At 65.7% G+C, this 21,520-nt stretch carries 20 protein-coding genes and 1 pseudogene; 7 read left to right on the forward strand and 14 right to left on the reverse strand.

Annotation, left to right across the window (positions count from 1 at the left end; genetic code table 11):
- Positions 1 to 18: 18 nt before the first annotated feature.
- Both ACVWY3_RS00105 and ACVWY3_RS00110 read right to left on the reverse strand, forming a co-directional pair.
- Positions 19 to 1,092 (reverse strand): tartrate dehydrogenase, encoded by a 1,074-nt coding sequence (locus tag ACVWY3_RS00105; RefSeq protein WP_456836637.1) that lies wholly within the window; start codon positions 1,090 to 1,092, stop codon positions 19 to 21.
- Positions 1,093 to 1,210: 118 nt separating this feature from the next.
- A pseudogene (locus tag ACVWY3_RS00110) lies at positions 1,211 to 1,633 on the reverse strand (MFS transporter); the annotation flags it as partial.
- Between the two features lie 222 nt (positions 1,634 to 1,855).
- Between ACVWY3_RS00110 and ACVWY3_RS00115 the strand changes: the two are divergent.
- Positions 1,856 to 2,773, forward strand: coding sequence for a LysR family transcriptional regulator (locus tag ACVWY3_RS00115; protein WP_456836638.1), 918 nt, complete (start codon positions 1,856 to 1,858; stop codon positions 2,771 to 2,773).
- Between the two features lie 39 nt (positions 2,774 to 2,812).
- A complete protein-coding gene (locus ACVWY3_RS00120) occupies positions 2,813 to 3,637 on the forward strand; it encodes an aspartate dehydrogenase (protein WP_456836639.1) in 825 nt (274 codons plus the stop codon).
- Between the two features lie 3 nt (positions 3,638 to 3,640).
- Here the strand turns inward: ACVWY3_RS00120 and ACVWY3_RS00125 are convergent, their stop codons facing one another.
- From ACVWY3_RS00125 to ACVWY3_RS00165, 9 genes are all read right to left on the reverse strand, one after another.
- The gene (locus ACVWY3_RS00125) at positions 3,641 to 4,945 is read right to left on the reverse strand and encodes a PQQ-dependent sugar dehydrogenase (protein WP_456836640.1); all 1,305 of its coding nucleotides are present in this window, start codon (positions 4,943 to 4,945) and stop codon (positions 3,641 to 3,643) included.
- Positions 4,946 to 5,063: 118 nt separating this feature from the next.
- Positions 5,064 to 5,273, reverse strand: coding sequence for a hypothetical protein (locus ACVWY3_RS00130; protein ID WP_456836641.1), 210 nt, complete (start codon positions 5,271 to 5,273; stop codon positions 5,064 to 5,066).
- 278 nt (positions 5,274 to 5,551) lie between these two features.
- The gene (locus ACVWY3_RS00135) at positions 5,552 to 6,178 is read right to left on the reverse strand and encodes a methyltransferase family protein (RefSeq protein WP_456836642.1); all 627 of its coding nucleotides are present in this window, start codon (positions 6,176 to 6,178) and stop codon (positions 5,552 to 5,554) included.
- A gap of 27 nt (positions 6,179 to 6,205) precedes the next feature.
- Positions 6,206 to 7,237 (reverse strand): NAD-dependent epimerase/dehydratase family protein, encoded by a 1,032-nt coding sequence (locus ACVWY3_RS00140; protein WP_456836643.1) that lies wholly within the window; start codon positions 7,235 to 7,237, stop codon positions 6,206 to 6,208.
- A gap of 29 nt (positions 7,238 to 7,266) precedes the next feature.
- Complete coding sequence (locus ACVWY3_RS00145; RefSeq protein ID WP_456843246.1) at positions 7,267 to 7,803, reverse strand: Mpo1 family 2-hydroxy fatty acid dioxygenase; 537 nt, start codon at positions 7,801 to 7,803, stop codon at positions 7,267 to 7,269.
- Between the two features lie 152 nt (positions 7,804 to 7,955).
- On the reverse strand, positions 7,956 to 8,630 hold the full coding sequence (locus tag ACVWY3_RS00150) for an OmpA family protein (protein WP_456836644.1): 675 nt from the start codon (positions 8,628 to 8,630) through the stop codon (positions 7,956 to 7,958).
- A complete protein-coding gene (locus ACVWY3_RS00155) occupies positions 8,630 to 9,046 on the reverse strand; it encodes a hypothetical protein (RefSeq protein WP_456836645.1) in 417 nt (138 codons plus the stop codon). Before ACVWY3_RS00155 ends, ACVWY3_RS00150 begins: the two co-directional genes overlap by 1 nt.
- 88 nt (positions 9,047 to 9,134) lie before the next feature.
- Entirely contained in the window at positions 9,135 to 9,425 is a 291-nt protein-coding gene (locus tag ACVWY3_RS00160) for a type II toxin-antitoxin system HicB family antitoxin (protein ID WP_456836646.1), read from the reverse strand.
- A 6-nt stretch (positions 9,426 to 9,431) separates the two neighbouring features.
- Positions 9,432 to 12,017 carry an ATP-dependent helicase gene (locus tag ACVWY3_RS00165; RefSeq protein WP_456836647.1) on the reverse strand — a complete coding sequence of 862 codons (2,586 nt, stop codon included), beginning with the start codon at positions 12,015 to 12,017 and terminating at the stop codon, positions 9,432 to 9,434.
- Between the two features lie 239 nt (positions 12,018 to 12,256).
- Here ACVWY3_RS00165 and ACVWY3_RS00170 point away from each other — a divergent pair, with 239 nt between their 5' ends.
- Entirely contained in the window at positions 12,257 to 12,430 is a 174-nt protein-coding gene (locus tag ACVWY3_RS00170; RefSeq protein ID WP_008556598.1) for a DUF1328 domain-containing protein, read from the forward strand.
- Positions 12,431 to 12,617: 187 nt separating this feature from the next.
- On the opposite strand, the gene ACVWY3_RS00175 is transcribed toward ACVWY3_RS00170, so the two are convergent.
- Entirely contained in the window at positions 12,618 to 13,124 is a 507-nt protein-coding gene (locus ACVWY3_RS00175; RefSeq protein WP_456836648.1) for a thioesterase family protein, read from the reverse strand.
- An 86-nt stretch (positions 13,125 to 13,210) separates the two neighbouring features.
- On the opposite strand from ACVWY3_RS00175, the gene ACVWY3_RS00180 reads away from it, so the two are divergent.
- From ACVWY3_RS00180 to ACVWY3_RS00190, 3 genes are all read left to right on the forward strand, one after another.
- A complete protein-coding gene (locus tag ACVWY3_RS00180; RefSeq protein ID WP_456836649.1) occupies positions 13,211 to 14,635 on the forward strand; it encodes an FAD-binding oxidoreductase in 1,425 nt (474 codons plus the stop codon).
- Positions 14,636 to 14,725: 90 nt separating this feature from the next.
- Positions 14,726 to 16,000: a Spy/CpxP family protein refolding chaperone gene (locus tag ACVWY3_RS00185; RefSeq protein ID WP_456836650.1), complete on the forward strand. Its 1,275-nt coding sequence runs from the start codon at positions 14,726 to 14,728 to the stop codon at positions 15,998 to 16,000.
- Between the two features lie 117 nt (positions 16,001 to 16,117).
- Positions 16,118 to 16,480: a hypothetical protein gene (locus ACVWY3_RS00190; protein WP_456836651.1), complete on the forward strand. Its 363-nt coding sequence runs from the start codon at positions 16,118 to 16,120 to the stop codon at positions 16,478 to 16,480.
- Between the two features lie 233 nt (positions 16,481 to 16,713).
- Here ACVWY3_RS00190 and ACVWY3_RS00195 read toward each other — a convergent pair whose 3' ends face one another.
- Positions 16,714 to 18,399, reverse strand: coding sequence for a SulP family inorganic anion transporter (locus ACVWY3_RS00195; RefSeq protein ID WP_456836652.1), 1,686 nt, complete (start codon positions 18,397 to 18,399; stop codon positions 16,714 to 16,716).
- A 151-nt stretch (positions 18,400 to 18,550) separates the two neighbouring features.
- Positions 18,551 to 20,059: a caspase family protein gene (locus ACVWY3_RS00200; protein ID WP_456836653.1), complete on the reverse strand. Its 1,509-nt coding sequence runs from the start codon at positions 20,057 to 20,059 to the stop codon at positions 18,551 to 18,553.
- A 427-nt stretch (positions 20,060 to 20,486) separates the two neighbouring features.
- Between ACVWY3_RS00200 and ACVWY3_RS00205 the strand changes: the two genes are divergently transcribed.
- Positions 20,487 to 21,518 (forward strand): TRAP transporter substrate-binding protein, encoded by a 1,032-nt coding sequence (locus tag ACVWY3_RS00205; protein ID WP_456836654.1) that lies wholly within the window; start codon positions 20,487 to 20,489, stop codon positions 21,516 to 21,518.
- Positions 21,519 to 21,520 lie beyond the last annotated feature (2 nt).

A 21,520-nucleotide genomic window follows, 5' to 3' on the forward strand; every position in this document is an offset into this window, starting at 1 on the left:
AGGGAAAGGCATCGCGCTCTAAAGATTCGACCCGTGGATCGCGTCGATCACCGCGTCAGTCACTTCCTTCGTCGTCGCCTTGCCGCCGACGTCTGGCGTCAACACGCCGGCCGCGCAGACGCGTTCAACCGCTTTCATCAAGCGCGCAGCCGCGTCCTTCTCGCCGAGATGCTCGAGCATCTGTGCGCCGGTCCAGAACGTCGCGACCGGGTTGGCAATGCCTTTGCCGGTGATGTCGAAGGCCGAGCCGTGGATCGGCTCGAACATCGAGGGATAGCGGCGCTGCGGATCGATGTTGCCGGTCGGTGCCACGCCGAGGCTGCCCGCGAGCGCGCCGGCAAGGTCGGAGAGGATGTCGGCGTGCAGATTGGTTGCGACGATGGTGTCGAGGCTCTTCGGATGCAGCGTCATGCGCACCGTCATGGCGTCGACCAGCATCTTGTCCCAGGTCACGTCGGGGAATTCGGTTGCGACCTCGGCGGCGATCTCGTCCCACATTACCATGCCGTGGCGCTGCGCGTTCGACTTGGTCACCACGGTCAGGAGCTTGCGTGGCCGCGACTGCGCGAGCTGAAACGCATAGCGCATGATGCGCGTGACGCCGACGCGGGTGAACACCGCCACTTCCGTGCCGACCTCTTCCGGGAGACCCTTGTGCGCGCGGCCTCCCATGCCGGCATACTCGCCTTCCGAGTTCTCGCGCACGATCACCCAGTCGAGATCGCCGACGCCGACATTGCTCAGCGGCGAGGCGACGCCGGGCAGGATCTTGGTCGGCCGCACATTGGCGTATTGGTCAAAACCCTGGCAGATCGGCAGGCGCAGGCCCCACAGCGTGATGTGGTCGGGCACGTCAGGCGCGCCGACCGCGCCGAAATAGATCGCGTCGAACTTCTTCAGCTCGGTGAGGCCGTCGGCCGGCATCATCACGCCGTGCTTCTTGTAATAGTCCGAGCCCCAGTCGAACGCCTTGACGTGGAAGGCGAGGTCGCCGCTGCGCTTTGCCAGCGCCTCCAGCACACGGACGCCGGCTGAGATGACCTCGGGACCGATGCCGTCGGCGGGAATGGCTGCGATCGAATGGGTGCGCATGGGAAAGCTCCGGTTTGGGATGTCAGTGGGATTGCGGGACGGGTTCGGCGGGCGCGGTTTTCGCGCGCGACAGTTGCGATGCCGGCCGCGGTCGCGGGACCGGACAGGAACAGGGTCGGACAGCGGCACGCTGGCGCGCCGGGAACCAGTAGGAGAGATAGAGGACGATACCGGGGAAGAAGCCGGCCTCGGCAACGCCGAGCAGGAAACGCAGGATGTAGAAGCTGGCCGCCCCCTGCACGAACGCCATCGCGGCGGAGACGAGGCCCCAGGTGATCATCACCCGCGCGATCCAGATCCGCGCGCCGATCTTATGCAGGATGATGTTGGAGGGCACCTCGAACAGGAAATAGCCCCAGAAGAAGATGCCGGCGCCGAAACCATAGACCGCCGGCGACAGGCCGATGTCCTTGTTCATCGTCAGCGAGGCGAAGCCGATATTGACGCGGTCGATGAACGCCACGAAGTACAGCAGCATGATGAAGGGAACGATGCGCCAGGTGATCTTGCGCAGCACGCGCGTCTGAATCTCGCTCGCCACCCTGGCCTCCTCAGGTTCCGGTTCTTCGTTATGCGGTGGAGCCTAAGCGGCGGCAGGAGAGGGGCTCAATTGGCGCTGGTTTATACAAAAAAATGATATAATCATCGCACGGCAGCCGCCGTGTGAGGTGAGCGTTGGACGCACTGAAGCTTCCATAGCGTCATGGCGGCTATGACGTCCTCATACAATGTGATTGCCTTAGGCGAGACGCAAGGACCTTGAATGGAATTGCATCAGCTTCGATGCTTCGTTGCGGCGGCCGAGCAATTGCATTTCGGCCGCGCAGCGCAGCAGCTTCAGATGCTGCCCTCGGCGCTCGGCCGGCAGATCAGGCTGCTGGAGGAAGACCTCGGCACGCGGCTGTTCGCGCGGACCACGCGCGCGGTGTCGCTCACCGAGGACGGCACGACGCTGCTGCGCGATGCCCGCGCCATCCTCGCCAGGGTCGAGGCGGTCGAAAGCAATTTGCGCAACCGCTCGCGTGCAGGCACTGCCCGGCGGCTCCGCGTCGGCGCCATCGACAGCGCGGCAGCCGGGCTCCTGCCGCCGCTCTTGCGCGATTTCCGCGCTAGGCATCCGGAGATTGCGGTGCAGCTGCTCGAGGACAAGACCGTCCGGCTGTTGCCGAAGATTTTGACCGGCGCGCTCGATCTCGCCTTCGTTCGTCCGCCCGGCCGCGCCGACAAGCGGCTCGAATTCCGCGATCTGCTCCAGGAAACGGCCATCGTGGCATTCCCGCAGCGGCATGCGCTGGCCGGGAAGAAGTCGATCACATTGGCCGACATCGCCGACGAGGCGATGCTGGTGCCGGACCGCCGCTCGCGGCCGCATAGCCACGACCTCACGATCAAATTGTTCGAGCAGGCTGGCCTCACGCCGCGCATCGTGCAGGTCGCCGACGAGAAGCAGACCATCATCAATCTGGTGGCAACCAAGCTCGGCGTTGCCATCGTACCGCGCTGGACCATGCGGATGGCGGTGTCGGGCGTGCGCTTCGTGCCGCTCCGACCGAGGCAGAGCGGCCCTGTCGGCCGGCTGCCGCTTGCCGCCGCATGGCTGCGCGGATCGCGCGATTCGGCCCGCGATGCCATGCTGGCGGTGCTGCATGCGCGCCTGCGCAGCTATGCACGGGAGGCGTGAGCGGCTATGGACATAAGGGCGGACCAGAAGGTGAATGCGATGACTGAACAGAAAGCGCCGAACGAATTGCGGGTTGCCATCGCCGGGCTGGGCTCGATCGGCACCAAGATCGCAACGGCACTCGATCAGGGCATCGAGGGATTGGCGCTGTCTGCGGTGGCCGTGCGGGATCCCGCCAAGCACCAGGCCTACCTGAGCGGCCTGCGCCGCTCGCCGGAAGTCATGCCAGTCGACCAGCTCGGCGCCGCCGCCGACATCGTGGTCGAATGCGCGCCGAGCAGCCATCTGCGCTCCATCGTCGAGCCCGCGGTGAAGCGCGGCAAGGCTGCGGTCGTGGTCAGCGTCGGTGGCCTGCTCGACAATTTTGATCTGGTTGATCTCGCCCGCGCCAATGGCGGCCGCATCCTCGTGCCGACCGGCGCGCTGATCGGCCTCGACGCCGTCAACGCCGCCGCGGTCGGGACTATCCATTCGGTCAGGATGGTCACGCGCAAGCCGATCGACGGGCTCAGGGGGGCGCCGTTCATCGTCCAGAACAAGATCGACATCGACAATCTGCGCGAGCCGCTGAAACTGTTCGAGGGCACCGCGCGCGAAGCCGCGAAAGGCTTTCCGGCGAACGTCAATGTCGCCGTTGCGCTGTCGCTGGCGGGCATCGGGCCCGATCGCACCCAGATGCAGGTCTGGGCCGACCCCACAGTAACGCGCAATGTTCATCGCATCGAGGTCGAAGCGGATTCGGCGCGGTTCTCGATGGGCATCGAGAACGTCCCGTCCGAAAATCCCAAGACCGGCATGATCACCGCGCTGTCCGTGATCGCGCTGCTGAAGAAGCAGCGCGCCACGCTCTGTGTGGGGACGTGAGCTTTACGCGCCCGTCACGCGCCAGATCACGTTGCCGACGTCGTCGGCCATCAGCAGCGACTTCTTGTCGGGGCCGATCACGACGCCGACCGGGCGGCCGTAGGATTCCTTCTCGTCCGGGGACAGGAAGCCCGACAGGATGTCGCGTGCCGGGCCGGACGGCTTGCCATTCTCGAACGGGACGAACACCAGCTTGTACCCGGACAGCTTGCTGCGATTCCACGAGCCGTGCTGTCCGATCACCATGCCGTCGGGGAAGCCGGGCAGGGTACCCGCGGGCATCCAGCACAGGCCGAGCGAAGCGGTATGGCCGCCAAGCGCGTAGTCGGGCTGCAGCGCCTTGGCGACCATCGCGGGATCCTGCGGCACGCGGTCGTCCACCGTCTTGCCCCAGTAGCAATAGGGCCAGCCGTAGAAGCCGCCGTCGCGCACCGAGGTGAGATAATCCGGCGGGGTCTCGTCGCCGAGGCCATCGCGCTCGTTGACGACGGTCCAGAGCACGCCCGTGTTCGGCTCCCAGGCGAGACCAACAGGGTTGCGCAGGCCCGCGGCGAAAATGCGGTGTGTGCCGGCAACGAGATCGAGCTCGTAGACTGCAGCGCGGCCTTCCTCGACCTCCATGCCCATCTCGGCGATGTTGCTGAGCGAGCCGACGCCGGCATAGAGCTTCTTGCCGTCGGGGCTCGCCAGCAGGCTGCGCGTCCAGTGGCCGCTCGGCTTGAAGGTGGTGAGGCGCTTGCCCGGCGCGGTGATGCCGTCGGCATTGGCGACGTAGGGAAAGGCCATCACGCCGTCGGTGTTGCCGACATAGAAGGTATCGCCGACCAGCGCCATGCCGAACGGCTGGTTGAGATTCTTCATGAAGGCGCCGCGGACTTCAGCAATGCCGTCGCCGTCCTTGTCGCGCAGCAGCGTGATGCGGTTGGCGGAGACGCCGAGCGCGGCGGCGCGCCGCATCGTCGCTTGCATCGCATAGTGAAACACGGTGCGCGGGGGACCTGCGACCTGCGTCGCTTCCGCGATCAGCACGTCGCCGTTGGGCAGCACCTCGATCCAGCGCGGATGGTCGAGGCCGGTTGCGAACGCATTGACCTTGAGTCCGGGCGCTGCAGTCGGCTTCTGCCCTTCGCTCCAGCCGCGCGCGGTCGGCATCTTCAGGGTCGGGATCGCGCCTTGCGGCTTGGCTTCGGGAATCGCGGGCTTCTCTCCCCAGGCCGGCGCGGGCTCGGTGCCCGACAGTTTTCGCCATTGCAGCGCGATGCCGCCGAGGAACGCGACGAACTGCGCGAAGATGCTGGAAAAAGTCATGAGACGCCCCTGTTTGCGCGCGCATCCAACTGGCTGATGAGGCGGACGTCAACCTGTGCGGTGCACCGCCGGGGCCCATTCCCGCGGAATGGCTGCCGACCAAATTTGCATGGAGAGGTCAGCCGCCGATCTGCCGCTCCAGCCGCCGGGCCGCGCGGAAATCGTCGAGATGATGGACGTTGGGCGCCAGCGCGGCTTCTTTGGAGAGCAGATGATAGACCCGCGCGACCGTACGCTGCTTCTGCTTCGGCCGCCCTGGCGGCAACGCCCGCGCCTTGCGGACGGCGGCGATCGCATGCGCGCGGAAATAATCGTAGGCGTCCGACATGGTTTGATGCTCTGCGGGTGGTGCAGGTGTCGAAGGCTAACGGACGAGCGGAGGGGCGGTTCCGTGGCGCGTCGGACTATGCGCTCGCGCCCCGGACGCAAGCGCGGTGCGCCTTCGCTGCGCTGCAGAGCCGGGGCCTATCCCACCGCCACGCAATGCGTGGCTATCTGGGCCCCGGCTCTGCGCAGCAGTCATAGCGCGTCGAAGACGCGCGTGAACGCGCTCTTGGCACGCTGCCGCGCGTCCGGGACACAAGAGTGAGGCGAGCTGCTACGCCGTCACCGCGGCGACAGGAACGGAATGATCATCGGCACGCGGCGGCAATAGGCGCCGTAGGCATCTTCGCCGAGCTCCTTCGACAGGAACACCTCTTCCATCCGGCCCTTCTGCCACATGCCGAGCGAGATCAGGATCGCGCCGAGGATCGCGGTCACCGTGCCGACCGCGATGCCGGTCGCGAGCATGCCGGCGATCAGGCCGGTGTAGATCGGATGGCGGACGATGCCGTAGGGACCGGTGTCGATGACGCGGTGGTCTTCCTTGTGGGTGATGGTGTTCGACCAGAATTTTCCGAGATGCAGCCGTCCCCACCAGGTGAAGGAGATGCCGGCGAGCACGATCAGCGCCACGATGTAGACGCCGAGATTGCTGAACACCCAGAGCGGCTTCTCGTTCAGCACTTCCGCGGTCCACGGCGTGAACAGGATGCCGCCGACCAGGATCGGGATGCGATAGCGGCCCGACTCCAGCGTCATCACCTGCTTCTGGGTGCGGCCCTGCCAGAACGAGGCGCCGACCCAGCTGGCGAGCCAGGCGAGCCAGATCAGGGCGAGCAGTTGCGTCGGCCAGGTCGTGGTCCAGCCACCCCAGGCGATAGAGAGAAGCTTGCTGAAATCGAAGGACATGAAGGTTCTTTGCGTTAGGCGGCGGCTTCAGCCCGCGCGCGAGGACAGCGCGTGATGCTCGATGGCGCCGGAGGGCTGCTGGCCGTTGCGGGCGAGCAGATGGGTGATGGTTTCGCGCAGCACCGGCTCGATCGGGCGCGGCGAATATCCGAGCTCGTTGCGGGCTTTGCCGATCGAGAGATCGCTCGCGGCAAGTGCGATGCGCACGCCCTCGGCGGTGCCGTTCGGCGGCCGGCGCGTGATGTGGTCGGAGATGTATTCGAGCATGATCGCGGAGAGTTCGGCGATCTTGCCGGGCACGACCATCGGAAACTGCCGGCGGCCGCTCATCGTCGACATCATGCGCAGGATGCGGCCGAGCGGCACGCAGTCGCCGCCGAGGATGTAGCGCTGGCCGATGCGGCCGCGCTCCATGGTCAGCACGAGGCCCATGGCGACGTCGCGGACGTCGACGAGATTCACCAGGAAGTTGAGATGCGGCTGCACCTTCTTCTGGAGGAAGTACCAGAGCATCGCGGTCGGCGGCGTCAAATTGTGGTCGGCGGCGCCGATCGGCATGGTCGGCGTGCCGATCACCAGCGGGAAGCCGTCGGCCGCAGCCTTCGCCGCAAAATGCTCCGCGAGCGACTTCGAGCGCGTATAGGCGCCGGGCATCGCATCGGCCGGCTGCAGCGCCTCCTCGGCGGCGACGCCGCCCAGGTCGGAATAGGGGAACAGGATCGATTCCGTCGAGCAGTGCAGGAAACGCGACACGCCGCGCTTCATCGCGGCTGCGAGCACCACCTCGGTGCCGCGGCAATTGACGTCGTGAAAATCCTGCTTGTTGGCGACCCACATGCCGGGCAGGCCCGCGAGGTGATAGACCTGAGCGACGCCCGCGACGGCAGCGTCGACCGCGGCGCCGTCAAGCACCGAGCCATGGACATATTCAACGTCGGCATTCGCCGCGGCCGGCGCACGGACATCGAGAACGCGTACCCGCTGCCCACGGGCGCGGAGCGCTTCGACGAGGTGATGTCCGATGAAGCCGCTGCCACCGGTAACCAGTACGAGAGCCATGCAGAAGGTTTACTGTTTCGCTTCTAGAGCTATCGGGTTGAAAGGGAATTGGCCGGAACAGGCGCCAGAATCGCGGCAAGGTCGCGACGGAAGCCCAATGCAATGAACAATTTCGCCATGACAAACATCGGTCCAAGCAGGAAATGCGCGGGGTGGTCAACCATCGACGGCTGCCGTTCCTCGAAAACCCTGTGGCCGACGATCTGCGCCGCGACGCCAAAACCGATCAGCACCACAAAAATCGACCACATCATGACGATCGAGACCTGATTGCCGATCGCGGTTGCGACCGAAAGCAGCACGATCATCGCGGCGAGGATGCCGAGCCCGATCCCGGCGTCCAGCATCAGCCAGTAGACCAGCACCGGCAGTGCCAGGATTACGGCGAGGCTCACCTCGACCCCGAACACGGTGAAATGCACGAGCGTGAGCGGCAGCACTGCGCCCGTGAACAGCAGCAGGATACCGACCACGTGCATCGCGCAGTTCCAGGGATCGCGATGATATTCGACATAGTCCGCCAGTTGGCGTTGAAAATAACTGGCCATCTCGGTCTCGTGCATCATGGGGTTGGGAAGGCGAGAACAGGCTATAGCACCTGACAGGGCGGTGCACAAACCGGCCCTATCGTCGCGCAAAACCGTGTTGTCGCGCTGCGAGACAGGTCACAAAATGGAAGAACTTCAAGGGGTTCCGCCAGGTGCCGAGATGCTCATCCTCAGCGCTTCTTGGCGGGCTTTTTCGCCGCAGGTACAGGCGCCGCAGCCGGATGCGCGGGCGCTTCCTCCGGCACCTTGGCGAAGGTCAGGATCTGCAGCTGGCCGTTGACTGCCGAGGTCGGCTTCGCCCGGTCGAGCAACTGCTCCTCGCCGAGGCCGATCGGATGCAGCCGCTTGGTCGAGATCTTGAACGTGTTCACCAGCACGTCACGGATTGCATCCGCCCGGCGCTGGCTCAGGATCGCGTTGGCCTCGCGCGTCTTGCTGTTGGATTCGACATGGCCGACGATCAGGAAAGTGTAGGGCAGCAACGAGGAATGAACCAGCGCGTCGGCGATGCGGCCGACGGTCTGGTAGGACGCCGGCTGGATGATCGGCGTGTCGGCGTCGAACTGGATCTGCGCATTGAAGGCGGGCAGCTTGGCGAGATCGGGCGCGATCAGCGGCCGATTCACCGGACCCGGATCGTTCTTGATCCTGGCCTTGGCGCGCTCCATCACCTGCTGCTTCAGCGCAGGCAGATCGACCTCTCCCGCCTCTTCGAAATGGTTGAGCTTGGCGACGATCTCGTCCCGGGTCGGCGCCGCCGCCGTCTGCGCGTGGGCCGGGCCCGCGAACAAGGCGAGACCGAGTGCGATGCCGATTCCGGCGGTGGAGAAGCTCAACGCGCGCATCAGCGATACCCCGCGTCGTCGACGGCCTTCAGGCAGTTGTTGCTGATGCCCTTGGGCGTCGAGACTAGGCAGGGGACCGACTTGCTGGTCTCCTTGGTCGAGCCGCCGCAGACTTTGACGATCTCGCGCTGACAGGCGTTGGCCACGGTGACGCGCGCGGCGATACGTTTCTGGATGGCGTCGAAGACGCCGAGATAGTCGCTCGCGCATTGCTGGGAGAGCACGTCGCGGTTGCGCGACAGGCACTCCTTCAGGCGGGTCGAATCCGGGTTGACGCCGCGGCAATTGGCGACGATCTCGGCGCCGCAGCTCGCCGCCAGCTTTCCGATCGCATCGCCAAAGCTCATGGTCTCCGCCGCCGCAAGCGACGGCATCCCCAATGCCAGCAAGATCAGTGTGATGGAGCCCCGGACCATACGTGCATCTGATACGGGGAAGTTCGCCATGGTCAAGGGGCGTTCGGGCGAGAACTGTCGAGAGTTCGGCCAGTGCGGCGAACAGTCCTCACTCCACGGCGGCGTCGCTGGAAGGAAATTCGATCAGGACCACCGTGTGTTTCCTGAGGCCCTCGGCAAACTTCGGATCGGCCTTGAGCTCGTCCAGTGTCCGCGGCGGCGGAAGCTGCTGGCCATCCGCGATCAGCTCCTGCGCGTAGAAGGCGAGCGCCTCGGGCGCATTCTCCAGGGCCTCGTCGACGTCATCGCCGCCGGACATGCAGCCGGGCAGGTCGGGAAACCATAAGCCGACGGCTTCGTCCGGGCCATTGTCTTCGAGGATGGCGACGTAGTGAGGCATGCCGCCTCACGCCCGCTGCACAAAGCTGTCCACGACCTTCTTCTCGCCGGCCTTGTCGAAGGCGATGGTGAGCTTGTTGCCGTCGATTTTGGTGACGTGGCCGTAGCCGAATTTCTGGTGGAAGACGCGGTCTTCGAGCGAGAATTCCGAGGTCGTGCCGGTCGATTTGGCGACCAGCTCGCCCTCGATGGTCAGGGGGCCGCGACGGCGCGAGGAGAAGCTGCCGAAATCGGGGCCGGATGACGCTGCGGACGAAAACGAGGCGGTCTCTTCCTCGAAACCGCCGCTTCGGCCGCCGCCACTGCTGCCGCTGCCGCGGTTGCGGTTGGCCTGGGCGCGCTGCCAGCCCGGCGTCGAATAGCTGGAGCCGAACGCCTCCATGTTGTCGAAGCGCGAGGCGCCGTAGCCGCCGGTGCCGCCCCAGGCCGATCCGCCCTTGGATTCCGTGATCTCGACATTGGCCGCAGGCAGCTCGTCGAGGAAGCGCGAGGGGATCGTGGTCGACCAGGTGCCGTGAATCCGGCGGTTGGTGGCGAAATAGATCATGGCGCGGCGGCGGGCACGGGTGAGGCCGACATGGCCGAGCCGGCGCTCTTCTTCGAGCCCGGCGCGGCCCTGCTCGTCCAGCGTGCGCTGGCTCGGGAACAGGCCTTCCTCCCAGCCGGGCAGGAACACGTTGTCGAATTCGAGACCCTTGGCCGAATGTAGCGTCATCAGCGACACCGCATCGTCCTCGGCGCCGCCCTCGCGGTCCATCACCAGCGAGATGTGCTCCAGGAACCCCTGCAGGTTCTCGAACTCCTCCATTGAGCGCACCAGCTCTTTGAGGTTCTCCAGCCGGCCCGCGGCATCCGCCGAGCGGTCCTTCTGCCACATCTCGGTGTAGCCGCTCTCGTCGAGCACGATCTGCGCCAGCTCGGTGTGCGAGGTGACCTCGCGCTGGGCGCGCCAGCGGTCGAACTGGGCGACGACGTCGCGCAAGCTTCCGCGCGCCTTCGGCTTCAGCTCATCGGTCTCGACCACCGCGCGCGCCGCCTCGAACAGCGGGATGCGGCGCTTGCGGGCGTGGTCGTGCAGCATCTGAATGGTGGCGTCGCCGAGGCCGCGCTTGGGCACGTTGACAATGCGCTCGAAGGCGAGATCGTCGGCCGGCGAGTTGATGACGCGCAGGTAAGCCAGCGCGTCGCGGATTTCCGCGCGCTCGTAGAAGCGGGGGCCGCCGATGACGCGATAGGGCAGGCCGAGCGTGACGAAACGGTCTTCGAATTCGCGCATCTGGTAGGATGCGCGCACCAGGATGGCGATCTCGTTGAGCCTCTCGCCCTGGCGCTGGAGCTGCTCGATCTCCTCGCCGATGCCGCGGGCTTCCTCTTCCGAATCCCACGAGCCGGTCACCGTGACCTTTTCGCCTTCGACATCCTCGGTGCGCAGCGTCTTGCCGAGCCGGCCTTCGTTATGCGCGATCAAATGCGAGGCCGCGGCGAGGATGTGGCCGGTCGAGCGATAGTTGCGCTCGAGGCGGATCACCTTTGCGCCGGGGAAATCGTGCTCGAAGCGCAGGATGTTGTCGACCTCGGCGCCGCGCCAGCCATAGATCGACTGGTCGTCGTCGCCGACGCAGCAGATGTTTTTGACGTGGGGCGTGGTCAAAGGCGCGCTGACCACATGCTCCGTCATTCCGGGGCGATGCGCAGCATCGAACCCGGAATCTCGAGATTCCGGGTTCGCGTCTTCGACGCGCCCCGGAATGACGGCATTTGCAGCAGCAGGATTCGCCGGCGCCTGCGACAAGAGCCGCAGCCACAGATATTGCGCGACGTTCGTGTCCTGATACTCGTCCACCAGGATGAATTTGAAGCGCTGCTGGTACTGCCGCAAGATATCCGGATGCTCGCAGAAGATGCGGATGTTCTCCAGCAGCAGGTCGCCGAAATCGGCGGCGTTCAAGATCTTCAGCCGCTCCTGGTAACTCGCATAAAGTTTGCCGCCCTTGCCGTTGGCGAACATCGCGGCTTCGCCGGAGGGCACCTGCGACGGCATCAGGCCGCGGTTCTTCCAGCCGTCGATCAGGCCGGCCAGCATGCGCGCGGGCCAGCGCTTGTCGTCGATGTTCTCGGCCTGCAGCAGCTGCTTGAGCAGCCGCACCTGGTCGTCGACGTCGAGCACGGTGAAGTTCGACTTGAGCTGCGCCAACTCGGCATGGAAGCGCAGGATGCGGCCGCCGATGGAGTGGAAGGTGCCGAGCCACGGCATGCCCTCGACGGCGTGGCCGAGCATCTGGCCCAGCCGGTGCTTCATCTCGCGCGCGGCCTTGTTGGTGAAGGTCACCGACAGGATCTCGGCGGGGCGGGCGCGGCCCTGGCTCAGGATATGGGCGATGCGCGTCGTCAGCACGCGCGTCTTGCCGGTGCCGGCGCCGGCCAGCACCAGCACCGGGCCATCCAGCGTCTCCACTGCCTCGCGCTGCTCCGGATTGAGGCCCGACAGGTATTTCGGACCCACCGAGGCGCGCGCACGCGCGGCAATGCCGCCGGCTGCGGGCTGGTGGTCGGGTACGCTGGTGATCTTGCTCGGCTCGGTCATGCGAATCATTTGGCCCCACGATGGCACCGCGGGGTGACGGGAGGGAGCCTTCTTAACAGGGATTGCTGCCTATATGGGGCACCGGGACGTGGTTTTCCACGTACGCGGCGGCCCGATTTGTTCCCGAAAGAGGGGCGAATTTCCACCTGTCCGGGTCCGGAACCATCGTTCCCACGTCGAGATTGTCTGGGCAGGTGGCGCGGTCAGCTGCGCCGATCGCAGAGAGACATCAAGACGAGGTTTTCGCCATGCTAGGCTGGGTTGTGACGTTTCTGGTTATCGCACTGATCGCCGGCATCCTGGGTTTCGGCGGCATCGCCGGCGCTTCGATCGAGATCGCCAAGATCATCTTCTTCATCGCGGTCGTTCTGTTCCTGGTCTCGGCCGTGGTCGGCCTCGCCCGCGGCCGCAACAGGATATAGGTGCTTCCCTGCGGCCCATCCTGCGACGCCCGCCTCCGGCGGGCTCTCAGGATGAGGGCGGAGCGTGGGCAGCAGTTTCAATGGGCACAGATGCCGCTTAGCCCCATCCTGCGGGGCCCGCGAAGCGGTCGTCTCGAAGGACGAGGCGCGCTCAGTTGCTGTAACGCAGTAAACGATTTTGCTGAGCTTACCGCTTCGAGGGCATCGCCACGTTGCGACCGATGCCCTCGGGCCGCGGCACGGCGCTGTGGGCTTTGACCACGGTCGCAATGCGCTCGCGGATGTCGGGCGGAAACGGCGCAACGCGTCGCGCGTTCATGTCCATGTGCAGCGACATGTTCTCGGAAGTTGCCGACAGCCAGCCTTCGGTCGCGTGCCGCATCTCCTCGAACGTATGCAGGCGCTTGTCATCGGCGGCGAGCAGCCAGACGAATATTTGCACGGGATCGCCGAGATGGATCTCGCGCAAATACCGCACATGGCATTCGGCGGTGAAGGTCGAGCCATGACGCTCCTTCTTGTACGCCGGCCCCATTCCGAGCTCGAGCCAGAGCTCGTCGATCGCCCGGTCGAACATCACGTTGTAATAGGCCATGTTGAGATGGCCGTTATAGTCGATCCATTGCGGCTCGATCTGCATGATCGAGGCGCGGAACGGCTCGGCGGCGGGCTTTGAAGCGGCACTCTCCGGCATGCGTCCTTCCCTGGCTATGCGTCCGGTCGCTTGACTTGACCGGCTTTATGTCCTTTGCCACGGTTCTTCTGTCGGGAGGAATGTCCGTGGGTACGACCATCACCAATAATCCGCCGCGGGTCGAGCCGAAAGCCCTTGCAAGCGCGCTGGAGCAGCTTGCCGCGCGGTTCGGCAACCGCCTCATCACCTCGCAGGCCGTTCGTGAGCAGCACGGCCATACCACCACGTGGATCGTCAACCAGCCACCTGACGGCGTGGTGATGGCGCAGGAGACCGCCGACATCCAGGACGTGGTGCGGATCTGCGCCAAGAACCGCGTCCCCGTCATTCCGTTCGGCACCGGCACCTCGCTCGAAGGCCAGGTCAACGCGCCCGCCGGCGGCATCTCGATCGACCTCCGCGACATGAACAAGGTGCTCGCCGTGCATGCTGAGGATCTCGACTGCGTGATCCAGCCCGGCGTCACCCGCAAGGCGCTCAACGAGCATCTGCGCGACCAGGGCCTGTTCTTCCCGATCGACCCTGGCGCCGACGCTTCCCTCGGCGGCATGGCCTCGACCCGCGCCTCCGGCACCAATGCGGTGCGCTACGGCACCATGCGTGACAGCGTGCTGGCGCTGAAGGTGGTGCGCGGCGACGGCGAGATCATCACCACCGGCACGCGCGCGAGGAAATCCTCCGCGGGCTACGACCTGACGCATCTGTTCGTCGGCGCCGAGGGCACACTCGGCATTATCTCGGAGCTGACCATCCGCCTGCGCGGTATTCCCGAGACGATCGCAGCCGGCGCGGTGTCGTTCGAGACCGTGCATGGGGCGTGTCAGGCCGTGATCCTGGCGATCCAGACCGGCATTCCCGTGGCGCGCATCGAGCTGCTCAACACCGCGCAGGTGAGGGCCTGCAATGCCTATTCCAAGCTGACGCTGCCGGAGACGCCGTTGCTGTTGATGGAATTCCACGGCAGCGAGGTCGAGGTCGCCGAGCAGTCGAAGGCGTTCGGCGAGATCGCCAAGGAGTGCGGCGGCGGCGATTTCTCCTGGACCACCAAGCCGGAGGACCGCACGAAATTGTGGCAGGCGCGGCACGACGCCTATTGGTCCGTGAAGGCGCTGCGTCCTGGCGACGGCATCGGCGTGGTTGCGACCGACGTCTGCGTGCCGATTTCGCGCCTTGCCGACTGCGTCAGCGAGACCGAGGAGGACCTCGAGCGCCTCAATCTGCTGTCGCCGATCGTCGGCCATGTCGGGGACGGCAATTTCCACTGCTCGCTGGTCTGCGACACCAACGACGCCGCCGAGATGGCGCGCGGCGAGGAGTTCATGCATCGTCTGGTCGAGCGCGCGCAGGCGATGGACGGCACCTGCACTGGCGAGCACGGCATCGGCCAGGGCAAGCAGAAATATCTCAAGGCGGAACTCGGCCCCGAGGCGATCGAGGCGATGCGCGCGCTGAAGCAGGCGTTCGATCCGCTCAACATCCTCAACCCCGGCAAGATCGTGCCGGAGGCGTAGCGCGCGGTCCGGGAACTTTCGGCAACCAAGCCGGTTCCAATTCCCGACAATTTCCGATGCCTCTATGGCGCGGCTTTGCGGGAGGGTGCGATGTTGCGACCGGTCATTGGAATTACGGTGATGGCGCTCACCTGCATGCTGGCAGGGACGGCTCTGGGTAAGGGCGGACACGGTGGCGGCCATGGCGGTGGCCATCACGGCGGCGGCCATTTCCATGGCCACGGCTTCGGGCATGTGCATGGTGGCGGCCATCACCGCGCGATGCGGTTTGCAACCAGCGCCCGACACGGTTCGAATTTCGGTCAGATCCGCAATGCGTCCATCCGCCCTGCGCATTTCCGCAACGCGTTCAACGCGCATTCCCGTGCCTTCCGCAACGGCCGCTTGATCAGCAATCCGGCGGCGCGCGCCCAGATCACGGCCGCGGCCGCGCTCGCCGGCTGGCATGGCGCCAGCAGTGGATGGTGGCAACATGCGGGCGGCGGTTACGGCTGGGTCGGACCGCTGTTCTGGCCGTTCGCCTATAACGATGTCTACGACTACACGATCTGGGGCGACGGCCTCGGCTTCTGGGGCTACGGCTATCAGGACATTTACGCCGGCCTGTTCGGGCCTTACGGCTATGACGGCCTGGCGGCCTATCTGCCGCAGCGTCCGCAGGGACGGCGGCAAGCGCGAGGCGTTGCGCTGGATCAGCTTTGCGGCAGCGACCGCCGCGAAATCGTCGATCTGCCGATCGATCAGATCGCCGCCGCGGTGCAGCCGACCGAGGCGCAAGGCGCCAATCTCGATGCACTCGGCAATGCCTCGATTGACGCTGCAGCGCTGATCCGCGCGTCCTGTCCGTCCCAGGTCGCAGCAACCGCACCCGGCCGGCTGGCAGCAATGCAGCAGCGTGTCGAGGCTATGGTGAAAGCCGTCGAACTCGTTCAGCCCGCCCTCGACAGTTTCTATGGCTCGCTCACCGACGAGCAGAAGGCGCGGTTCAATGCGCTGGCCGAAGATCAGCGCCGCGCGACGGCTCCTAGCGGCAGCGGGGGATCGCTGGTCCAGACGTGCGCGCCTGCCGCGCTTGAATGGCCTGGCAGCGACATCGAGGCGAGGCTTCATCCCAACGACACGCAGCGCGCGGCGCTACAGGTGCTCCAGGACACCAGCGCCAGGGTCAGCGCATCGCTCAAGGCGGCCTGCCAGCCGAGCGAGGTGATGACGCCGCCGGCGCGAATGGCCGCGGTCCGCAAGCGGCTCGATGTGATGCTCGACGGCGTCAAGTCGGTGCGCGCGGCGCTTGAGGATTTCTACGCCACGCTGAACGACGAGCAGAAGGCGCAGTTCGAGGCTATCGGACCACGTCGGACGTCCTAACGACGTCAAGATGGAGCGTGCGGAAAAAATCGCCTCGCCGATATCGATTGGCCCCCCTATGCTCGGGACGCTGAAGCGGGGCGATATGGCGTCTAGAAGATCGCAGATGGTGGGGCGATGAGGTGGTTCGCGCGCAAGACGCGACAGGAGATCTGGGACGAGGCGATCGAGGGACCACTTGGCGACATCGAGGCCGCCGCGCGCATCCGCGCGATCTGTGACGCTGCGGCTCCGAGCGCCGCCGGCTCGACGCGTAACGTCAAGCGCGACAGCGAACGCTACGAGCGCGCCGCCAAGGTGGCGATGGAGATCGCGATGAGGATCTCGGACGATCTGATGCGCGACGACGCGGTCCGCCGCATCGTCGATCTCTGCATGACGGCGGGCGACCTCAGGACCGCGCAGATCCTGTTCCGCGCCATTCACGCCAGTTGGATCCGCGAGACGGTGCAGCGGGATCATCCTACGCTGGCGTCCTAGAGGGCAAACCGCCGCTGCATCGAAGGTGCGCTCCCTCCCGCGCCTGCGGCCGAGGGCTATTGGATATGAAAACGGCGTGATTTTTGGTGCTTCCGTTTCCACATCGTCATGCCCGGGCTTGTCCCGGCCATCCACGGTCTTCACTCCTGCAAAACTGGAAGCGCGGGACAAGCCCGGGCATGACGAGTTTGTGGAGCGATCGGCCGCTCACAAGACACATCGAACCTGCAGCATTATCGGCACTTCGCCAGCTTCCGCACGGCCTCATCCACGCTGTGGAAGACGTGCTCGCGGGGCAGGGCATCGAACAGTCTGAACCGCTCGAACGCGTCCTGCGCCCGCACTGATTCCAGCCGCGCCAGCGCAACCGTGACGCCTTGCTCGCTGCATGCCTTGAACACGTCGAGCAAGATCTGCGCGGCGGTGAAGTCGATCTCGACCATTCCGCTCGCTTCCAGCACCAGCAATTGCGGTGTCGATGTGCCCAGCACCTTGCTCACGTCGCTGCGGAAAGCTGGCGCGTTGAGAAAGGACAGCGGCGCCTGCAGTCCGATCACCGCAACGCCCGCGATGCGCTCGCCGGTGATATGCGGATGCGCCGGCCACCAGATCGTGGTGCCCGGCACGCGCTCGAACTCGACCAGCCTGGCGCGCGTGGTGCTCCAGATGCCGTGCAGCAGCGACAGCACGATGCCGAGGAAGGCGCCCTGCTGGATCGGCACCACGACGATCAGTGCGGCGGTGGCGACGATCAGCAGGAACTCGCTGAACGACTGCCGGTAAATCGTGGCGATCTGTCTGGCGCGGATGATCCGCAGCGCGACGAACAGCAGGATACCGCCAAGCGCAGCGTCGGGCACGTGCCGCAACAGCCCGGTACCGAACGCGAGCAGCGCCAGCACGATCACTGCTGCGGCAAGGCCGGCGAGCTGCGATTGTCCGCCGGTCTCGGCGACGATGCCGGTCCGTGGCGGGCTTGCATTGACCGGAAACGCACCGAACAGGCCCGCCAAAACGCTGCCGGCGCCCGCACCGAGGAAGTCGCGGTCGACATCGGCCGGCTCATCGGGATCGGACGGGAACGAGCGCGTCGTCGCGGCGGTCTGCACCATCACCACGACCGTGATGACGAAGGCGAGCGGGACGAGGCGCACCCAGAGTTCCGGCGCAAGCTCGGGGAAGGTCGGCCGCGGCAGCGTGCCCGGCACGCTGCCGACGACGCTGACGCCCTTGCTCTCGAGGCCGAGCGCGATGGTGGCGAGCGTTGCGCCGACCAGCCCGATCAGTGCACCCGGAATTTTCGCGCTGATCTTCTCGGAGATGAAGACCACGGCGAGCACACCAAAACCGATGCAGATCGTGATCGGATTGGTTCGGCCGATCTCGCTTGCGAGCACACCGATGCGATCGAGCGTCGGGCCGCCCGGTGATTCCAGCCCGAGCACCCCCGGCAATTGCGAGACGATGATGTGGACGGAGATGCCGGCGAGGAAGCCGACCATGACCGGCACCGATAGCAGGTTGGCGATGCCGCCGAGCCGGAACGCGCCACCCGCCAGCATCATGGCGCCGACCATCAGCGCCAGCGCGATCGCAAGGCTCTGATATTCAGGTGAGCCGGCAGCCGCCAGCGCCGCGAGCCCGCCGGCGAAGATCGGTGTGATGGTGGAGTCGGCGCCGCAGGACAGGAAGCGGTTGCCGCCGAGCAGCGCAAATCCGAGCGAGCCCGCCATGAAGGCGAAGAAGCCGATTTGGGGTGCAAAGCCGCCGAGCCGCGCGGTCGCCATCTGCTCCGGGATCGCAATCGCGGCCAGCGTCAGCCCCGCCATCAGGTCGCCCGGCAGGGAGTAGGACGCGAGCGAGCCGAACAACGGCCATGCGTGCTTGGATGAATCCTTGGCATGAGCGTCGTGCGGCATCGATGTGTCGTCTCCCGAAAGGCCCGCGTCGATCGATCAGACTACAGCATTTCAGGAGAGGAGAGCGGCGGATCGAGCCACTTCTTCGTCATCAACAAGAATGTCCGCAAGCCAAGGCTTGCGGACACCTCTTCGCAGTGCAGTGGATGCCTCAGTACCGGCCGCGGTCGTTGTGGTAGTCGCCGCCGCGGCCGCCACCACCCATGCCCATGCCGATGCCGATCCCAATGCCGATGCCTTCCATGATCGCGCCAGGCGGCGGGCCGCGATCCGGCGGCGGTGCGCGCTCGTAAACTACTTCATCGGGCGCCGGCCGGCGCGGCTTTGGTGGCGTCTCGACCACCTTGCGTTTCGGCGGGGTCTCGTCGACCTTTCGCTTTGGCGGCGTGTCATCGACGCGTTTCTTGATGATGGGCGCGACGGCCGGGTTGACCGGGCTCGCCGGCGGCGTCGGCGTCGAGCACGGACAGGTCGGCGCCAATGCGACGGCGATCGGGGCAGGGGTCGCCGCGGCCGCGACCGGCAAGGCATAGTTGCGGTTCTGCACGCGGAGCAGCAGCCGGCGGGCCGTCGCAGCCAGGTCGCTGTTGTCCCAGTTGGCGAGATAGGCCTCGAACGAGGCGCGGGTATTGATGGCGACTGCGCGCTCCCAGGCCAGCATCTGGCGCCGGCGCTCCAGCACGGTGCGCAAGCGCGGTGTGCGGACGTCCTGAGCATAGAGCTCGATATAGGCCTGATAGGCCTCGACCGTGTCGTCAGCGATCACGATCTCATAGGCCGCCCTGGCGTCCTTGCCCTGCAGATGCTTGCGCCAGTCCTCGACGCTGCGTGTGCCGCTGGCAAGCGCCATCGATGATGCGCCCGGCAGGGACGAACTGCCGCTATCGCCGAAGAACCTGAAATCGGCCGTCAGCGAGGAGCTTTCCCAGGGGATCTGCCGCCCGTCGGTCGATTGCGCCACGGCGACGCGGATGCGCTTGAACACCTCCTCGATCGGCAGGTTCGGCTGCTTGGCGATGTTCAGTGCGGCGGTGGTGTAGGGGCTGTCGACGCCGTTGCCGTCCTCGGCTTCGGCACCCGGCGAGGTGGAATAGGAGATGAACGAGCCGGGCGCGCCGGCCTTGGTGTCGACGATCGCAAGCCCGTGGCCGGCGCCGCTCAGCGCCGGGAACGGATTGTTGCGGCAGGCGTCCAGCATGAAGATGCGCGCCCGCGTCGGCAGCGCGCCGAGGGTGTTGAGCAGGTCGTTCAGCCGCACGCCCTGCAGCGGAATGTCGGCCTCGCGCTTGGGATCGAGGTCGACAGGGACGAGATAATTCTCGCCGTCGATCTGGAGACCGTGGCCGGCATAAAACACCAGGGCGACGGTATCGGCGCCGCCGGCGCTGACCTTGCCGGCGAAATCCGAGATCGCCGCGCGCATCTCGTTCTGACCGAGATTGGCCGCCGTGGTGACGGTGAAGCCGGCATTGCCGAGCAACTCGGTCATGCCGTTGGCATCGTTGGCGGCGTTCGGCAGTTCCGGCACGGTGCGATAGGCGGACTGGCCGATCACGAGTGCAAGCCGCGCTTCGGCGGCGGCCTCCGTCGGCGTCATCAATTGTGTGAATGCAAGAAGGCCGGATGCAAGGAGCAGATTGCAAAGGACGGGACGGCGCATGGGTGTCACCTCCATCGGCAATGCGCGCGATGATGTCACCTTTTCTACGTCTGTGCCATGACACAGTCTGTGCGCTGGATCACTCTGCCCGCTGCGGCAAATGGGGCAGGGCATCTGCCGAAGGGGAAAGCATCGTTGCGGCGCAATCCATGTGAATTGCGCATTGATCCATGCGCCAATTGGATCGATCTGCGCTGATGCGGGAGGTGCTCTCTCGCGTCCCCCGCCGCGGGCCTATCCGCACCGCGGATCCCGCACAAACATGACCGTTTCGCTGTGCGTCCGTGTCCTCGCCATTCGCCGCGCGCGGCTTTGCGAGGTCAGGGCGCAACCCTTGCCTGCCCCGTCGCTTTGGCCATACAGTCTGCGCAACAGGCCGCGACAACGATCGCGGCCGCAAACAAGAATGCTTGGGAGAGACCGCACCATGACCATCGTGCCCGTGAACCGTCGCGCGTTCATCAAGTCATCGGCGGCGGTCACCGCCGGCCTCGTGCTCTCTCCCGCGATAATCGGCCGCGCCGAAGCTGCGACGCTGAAGCTGAAATGCTCCTCCTCGCTGCCGAACGATCCCAAATACGCCAATGGCCGCGTCTACTACGACAATCTCGTCAAGAATTTGAAAGGCAACGGCCTCGGCGAGCAGGTCGAGGTCGCCTTCTTTCCGGACAACCAGCTCGGCCAGGAGATCGACGTCATCAACTCGGTGAAGCTCGGCGTCATCGACCTCATGGTGTCGGGCTCCTCGATCTCGGCCAATCTGGTGCCGCTGGTCGGCACCTTCGATCTCGGCTTCCTGTTCTCGAGCTTCCCGCAGCAGACCAAGGCGTTCGATTCCGGTGCCGCCAAGCCGATCGAGGACGCGCTGCTCAAGGGCGGCAACATCCGCATCATCGCCTGGGCCTATAATTTCGGCTCGCGCAGCGTGCTGGCGAAGAAGCCGGTGAAGACGCCTGAGGATCTCGCCGGCCTCAAGATCCGCACCCTGCCAAATCCCGTCATCACGGAATGCCTGCGGCTGATGGGCGCCGCCGCGACGCCGCTCGCCTTCGGCGAGATCTACACGGCGTTGCAGGCCGGCGTGCTCGACGGCCTCGAGCACGACCCGCCGACGATCCTCGCCAGCAAGTTCTTCGAAACCTCAAAGTTCTACGCGCTGACGCAGCACAATTTCTCGCCGCTCGCGATCTATTTCAGCGACATGACCTATAGCCGCATGGATCCGAAGCTGCGTGAAGGCTTCCTCGATGCCGCCAAGAAGGCCGCGGCCGACACGCGCGCCCATGGGCTCGCGGTCGAGAAGGAGGCGCTGACGGCCCTGACCGAGAAGGGCGTGACGGTGGCCGAATGCGACCGCGAGGCTTTCAAGAAGCGCGTCGCGCCGCAGATCGAGAATTTCATCAAGGCGCGGCCGGAATCGAAGCCCGTCATCGACATGATCCGCGCGACTCAAGCCTGAGA

It is taken from the genome of Bradyrhizobium sp. USDA 4486, from assembly GCF_054057995.1.

Bases quoted from the DNA above. Each gene is read 5' to 3' on its own strand.
- ACVWY3_RS00115 (WP_456836638.1), top strand. From the start codon at position 1,856: ATGGAATTGCATCAGCTTCGATGCTTCGTTGCGGCGGCCGAGCAATTG.
- ACVWY3_RS00200 (WP_456836653.1), bottom strand. From the start codon at position 20,059: ATGCGCCGTCCCGTCCTTTGCAATCTGCTCCTTGCATCCGGCCTTCTT.
- ACVWY3_RS00175 (WP_456836648.1), bottom strand. From the start codon at position 13,124: ATGCCGGAGAGTGCCGCTTCAAAGCCCGCCGCCGAGCCGTTCCGCGCC.
- ACVWY3_RS00105 (WP_456836637.1), bottom strand. From the start codon at position 1,092: ATGCGCACCCATTCGATCGCAGCCATTCCCGCCGACGGCATCGGTCCC.
- ACVWY3_RS00185 (WP_456836650.1), top strand. From the start codon at position 14,726: ATGTTGCGACCGGTCATTGGAATTACGGTGATGGCGCTCACCTGCATG.
- ACVWY3_RS00165 (WP_456836647.1), bottom strand. From the start codon at position 12,017: ATGATTCGCATGACCGAGCCGAGCAAGATCACCAGCGTACCCGACCAC.
- ACVWY3_RS00120 (WP_456836639.1), top strand. From the start codon at position 2,813: ATGACTGAACAGAAAGCGCCGAACGAATTGCGGGTTGCCATCGCCGGG.
- ACVWY3_RS00150 (WP_456836644.1), bottom strand. From the start codon at position 8,630: ATGCGCGCGTTGAGCTTCTCCACCGCCGGAATCGGCATCGCACTCGGT.
- ACVWY3_RS00135 (WP_456836642.1), bottom strand. From the start codon at position 6,178: ATGTCCTTCGATTTCAGCAAGCTTCTCTCTATCGCCTGGGGTGGCTGG.
- ACVWY3_RS00170 (WP_008556598.1), top strand. From the start codon at position 12,257: ATGCTAGGCTGGGTTGTGACGTTTCTGGTTATCGCACTGATCGCCGGC.
- ACVWY3_RS00195 (WP_456836652.1), bottom strand. From the start codon at position 18,399: ATGCCGCACGACGCTCATGCCAAGGATTCATCCAAGCACGCATGGCCG.
- ACVWY3_RS00190 (WP_456836651.1), top strand. From the start codon at position 16,118: ATGAGGTGGTTCGCGCGCAAGACGCGACAGGAGATCTGGGACGAGGCG.
- ACVWY3_RS00140 (WP_456836643.1), bottom strand. From the start codon at position 7,237: ATGGCTCTCGTACTGGTTACCGGTGGCAGCGGCTTCATCGGACATCAC.
- ACVWY3_RS00155 (WP_456836645.1), bottom strand. From the start codon at position 9,046: ATGGTCCGGGGCTCCATCACACTGATCTTGCTGGCATTGGGGATGCCG.
- ACVWY3_RS00125 (WP_456836640.1), bottom strand. From the start codon at position 4,945: ATGACTTTTTCCAGCATCTTCGCGCAGTTCGTCGCGTTCCTCGGCGGC.
- ACVWY3_RS00205 (WP_456836654.1), top strand. From the start codon at position 20,487: ATGACCATCGTGCCCGTGAACCGTCGCGCGTTCATCAAGTCATCGGCG.
- ACVWY3_RS00160 (WP_456836646.1), bottom strand. From the start codon at position 9,425: ATGCCTCACTACGTCGCCATCCTCGAAGACAATGGCCCGGACGAAGCC.
- ACVWY3_RS00145 (WP_456843246.1), bottom strand. From the start codon at position 7,803: ATGATGCACGAGACCGAGATGGCCAGTTATTTTCAACGCCAACTGGCG.
- ACVWY3_RS00130 (WP_456836641.1), bottom strand. From the start codon at position 5,273: ATGTCGGACGCCTACGATTATTTCCGCGCGCATGCGATCGCCGCCGTC.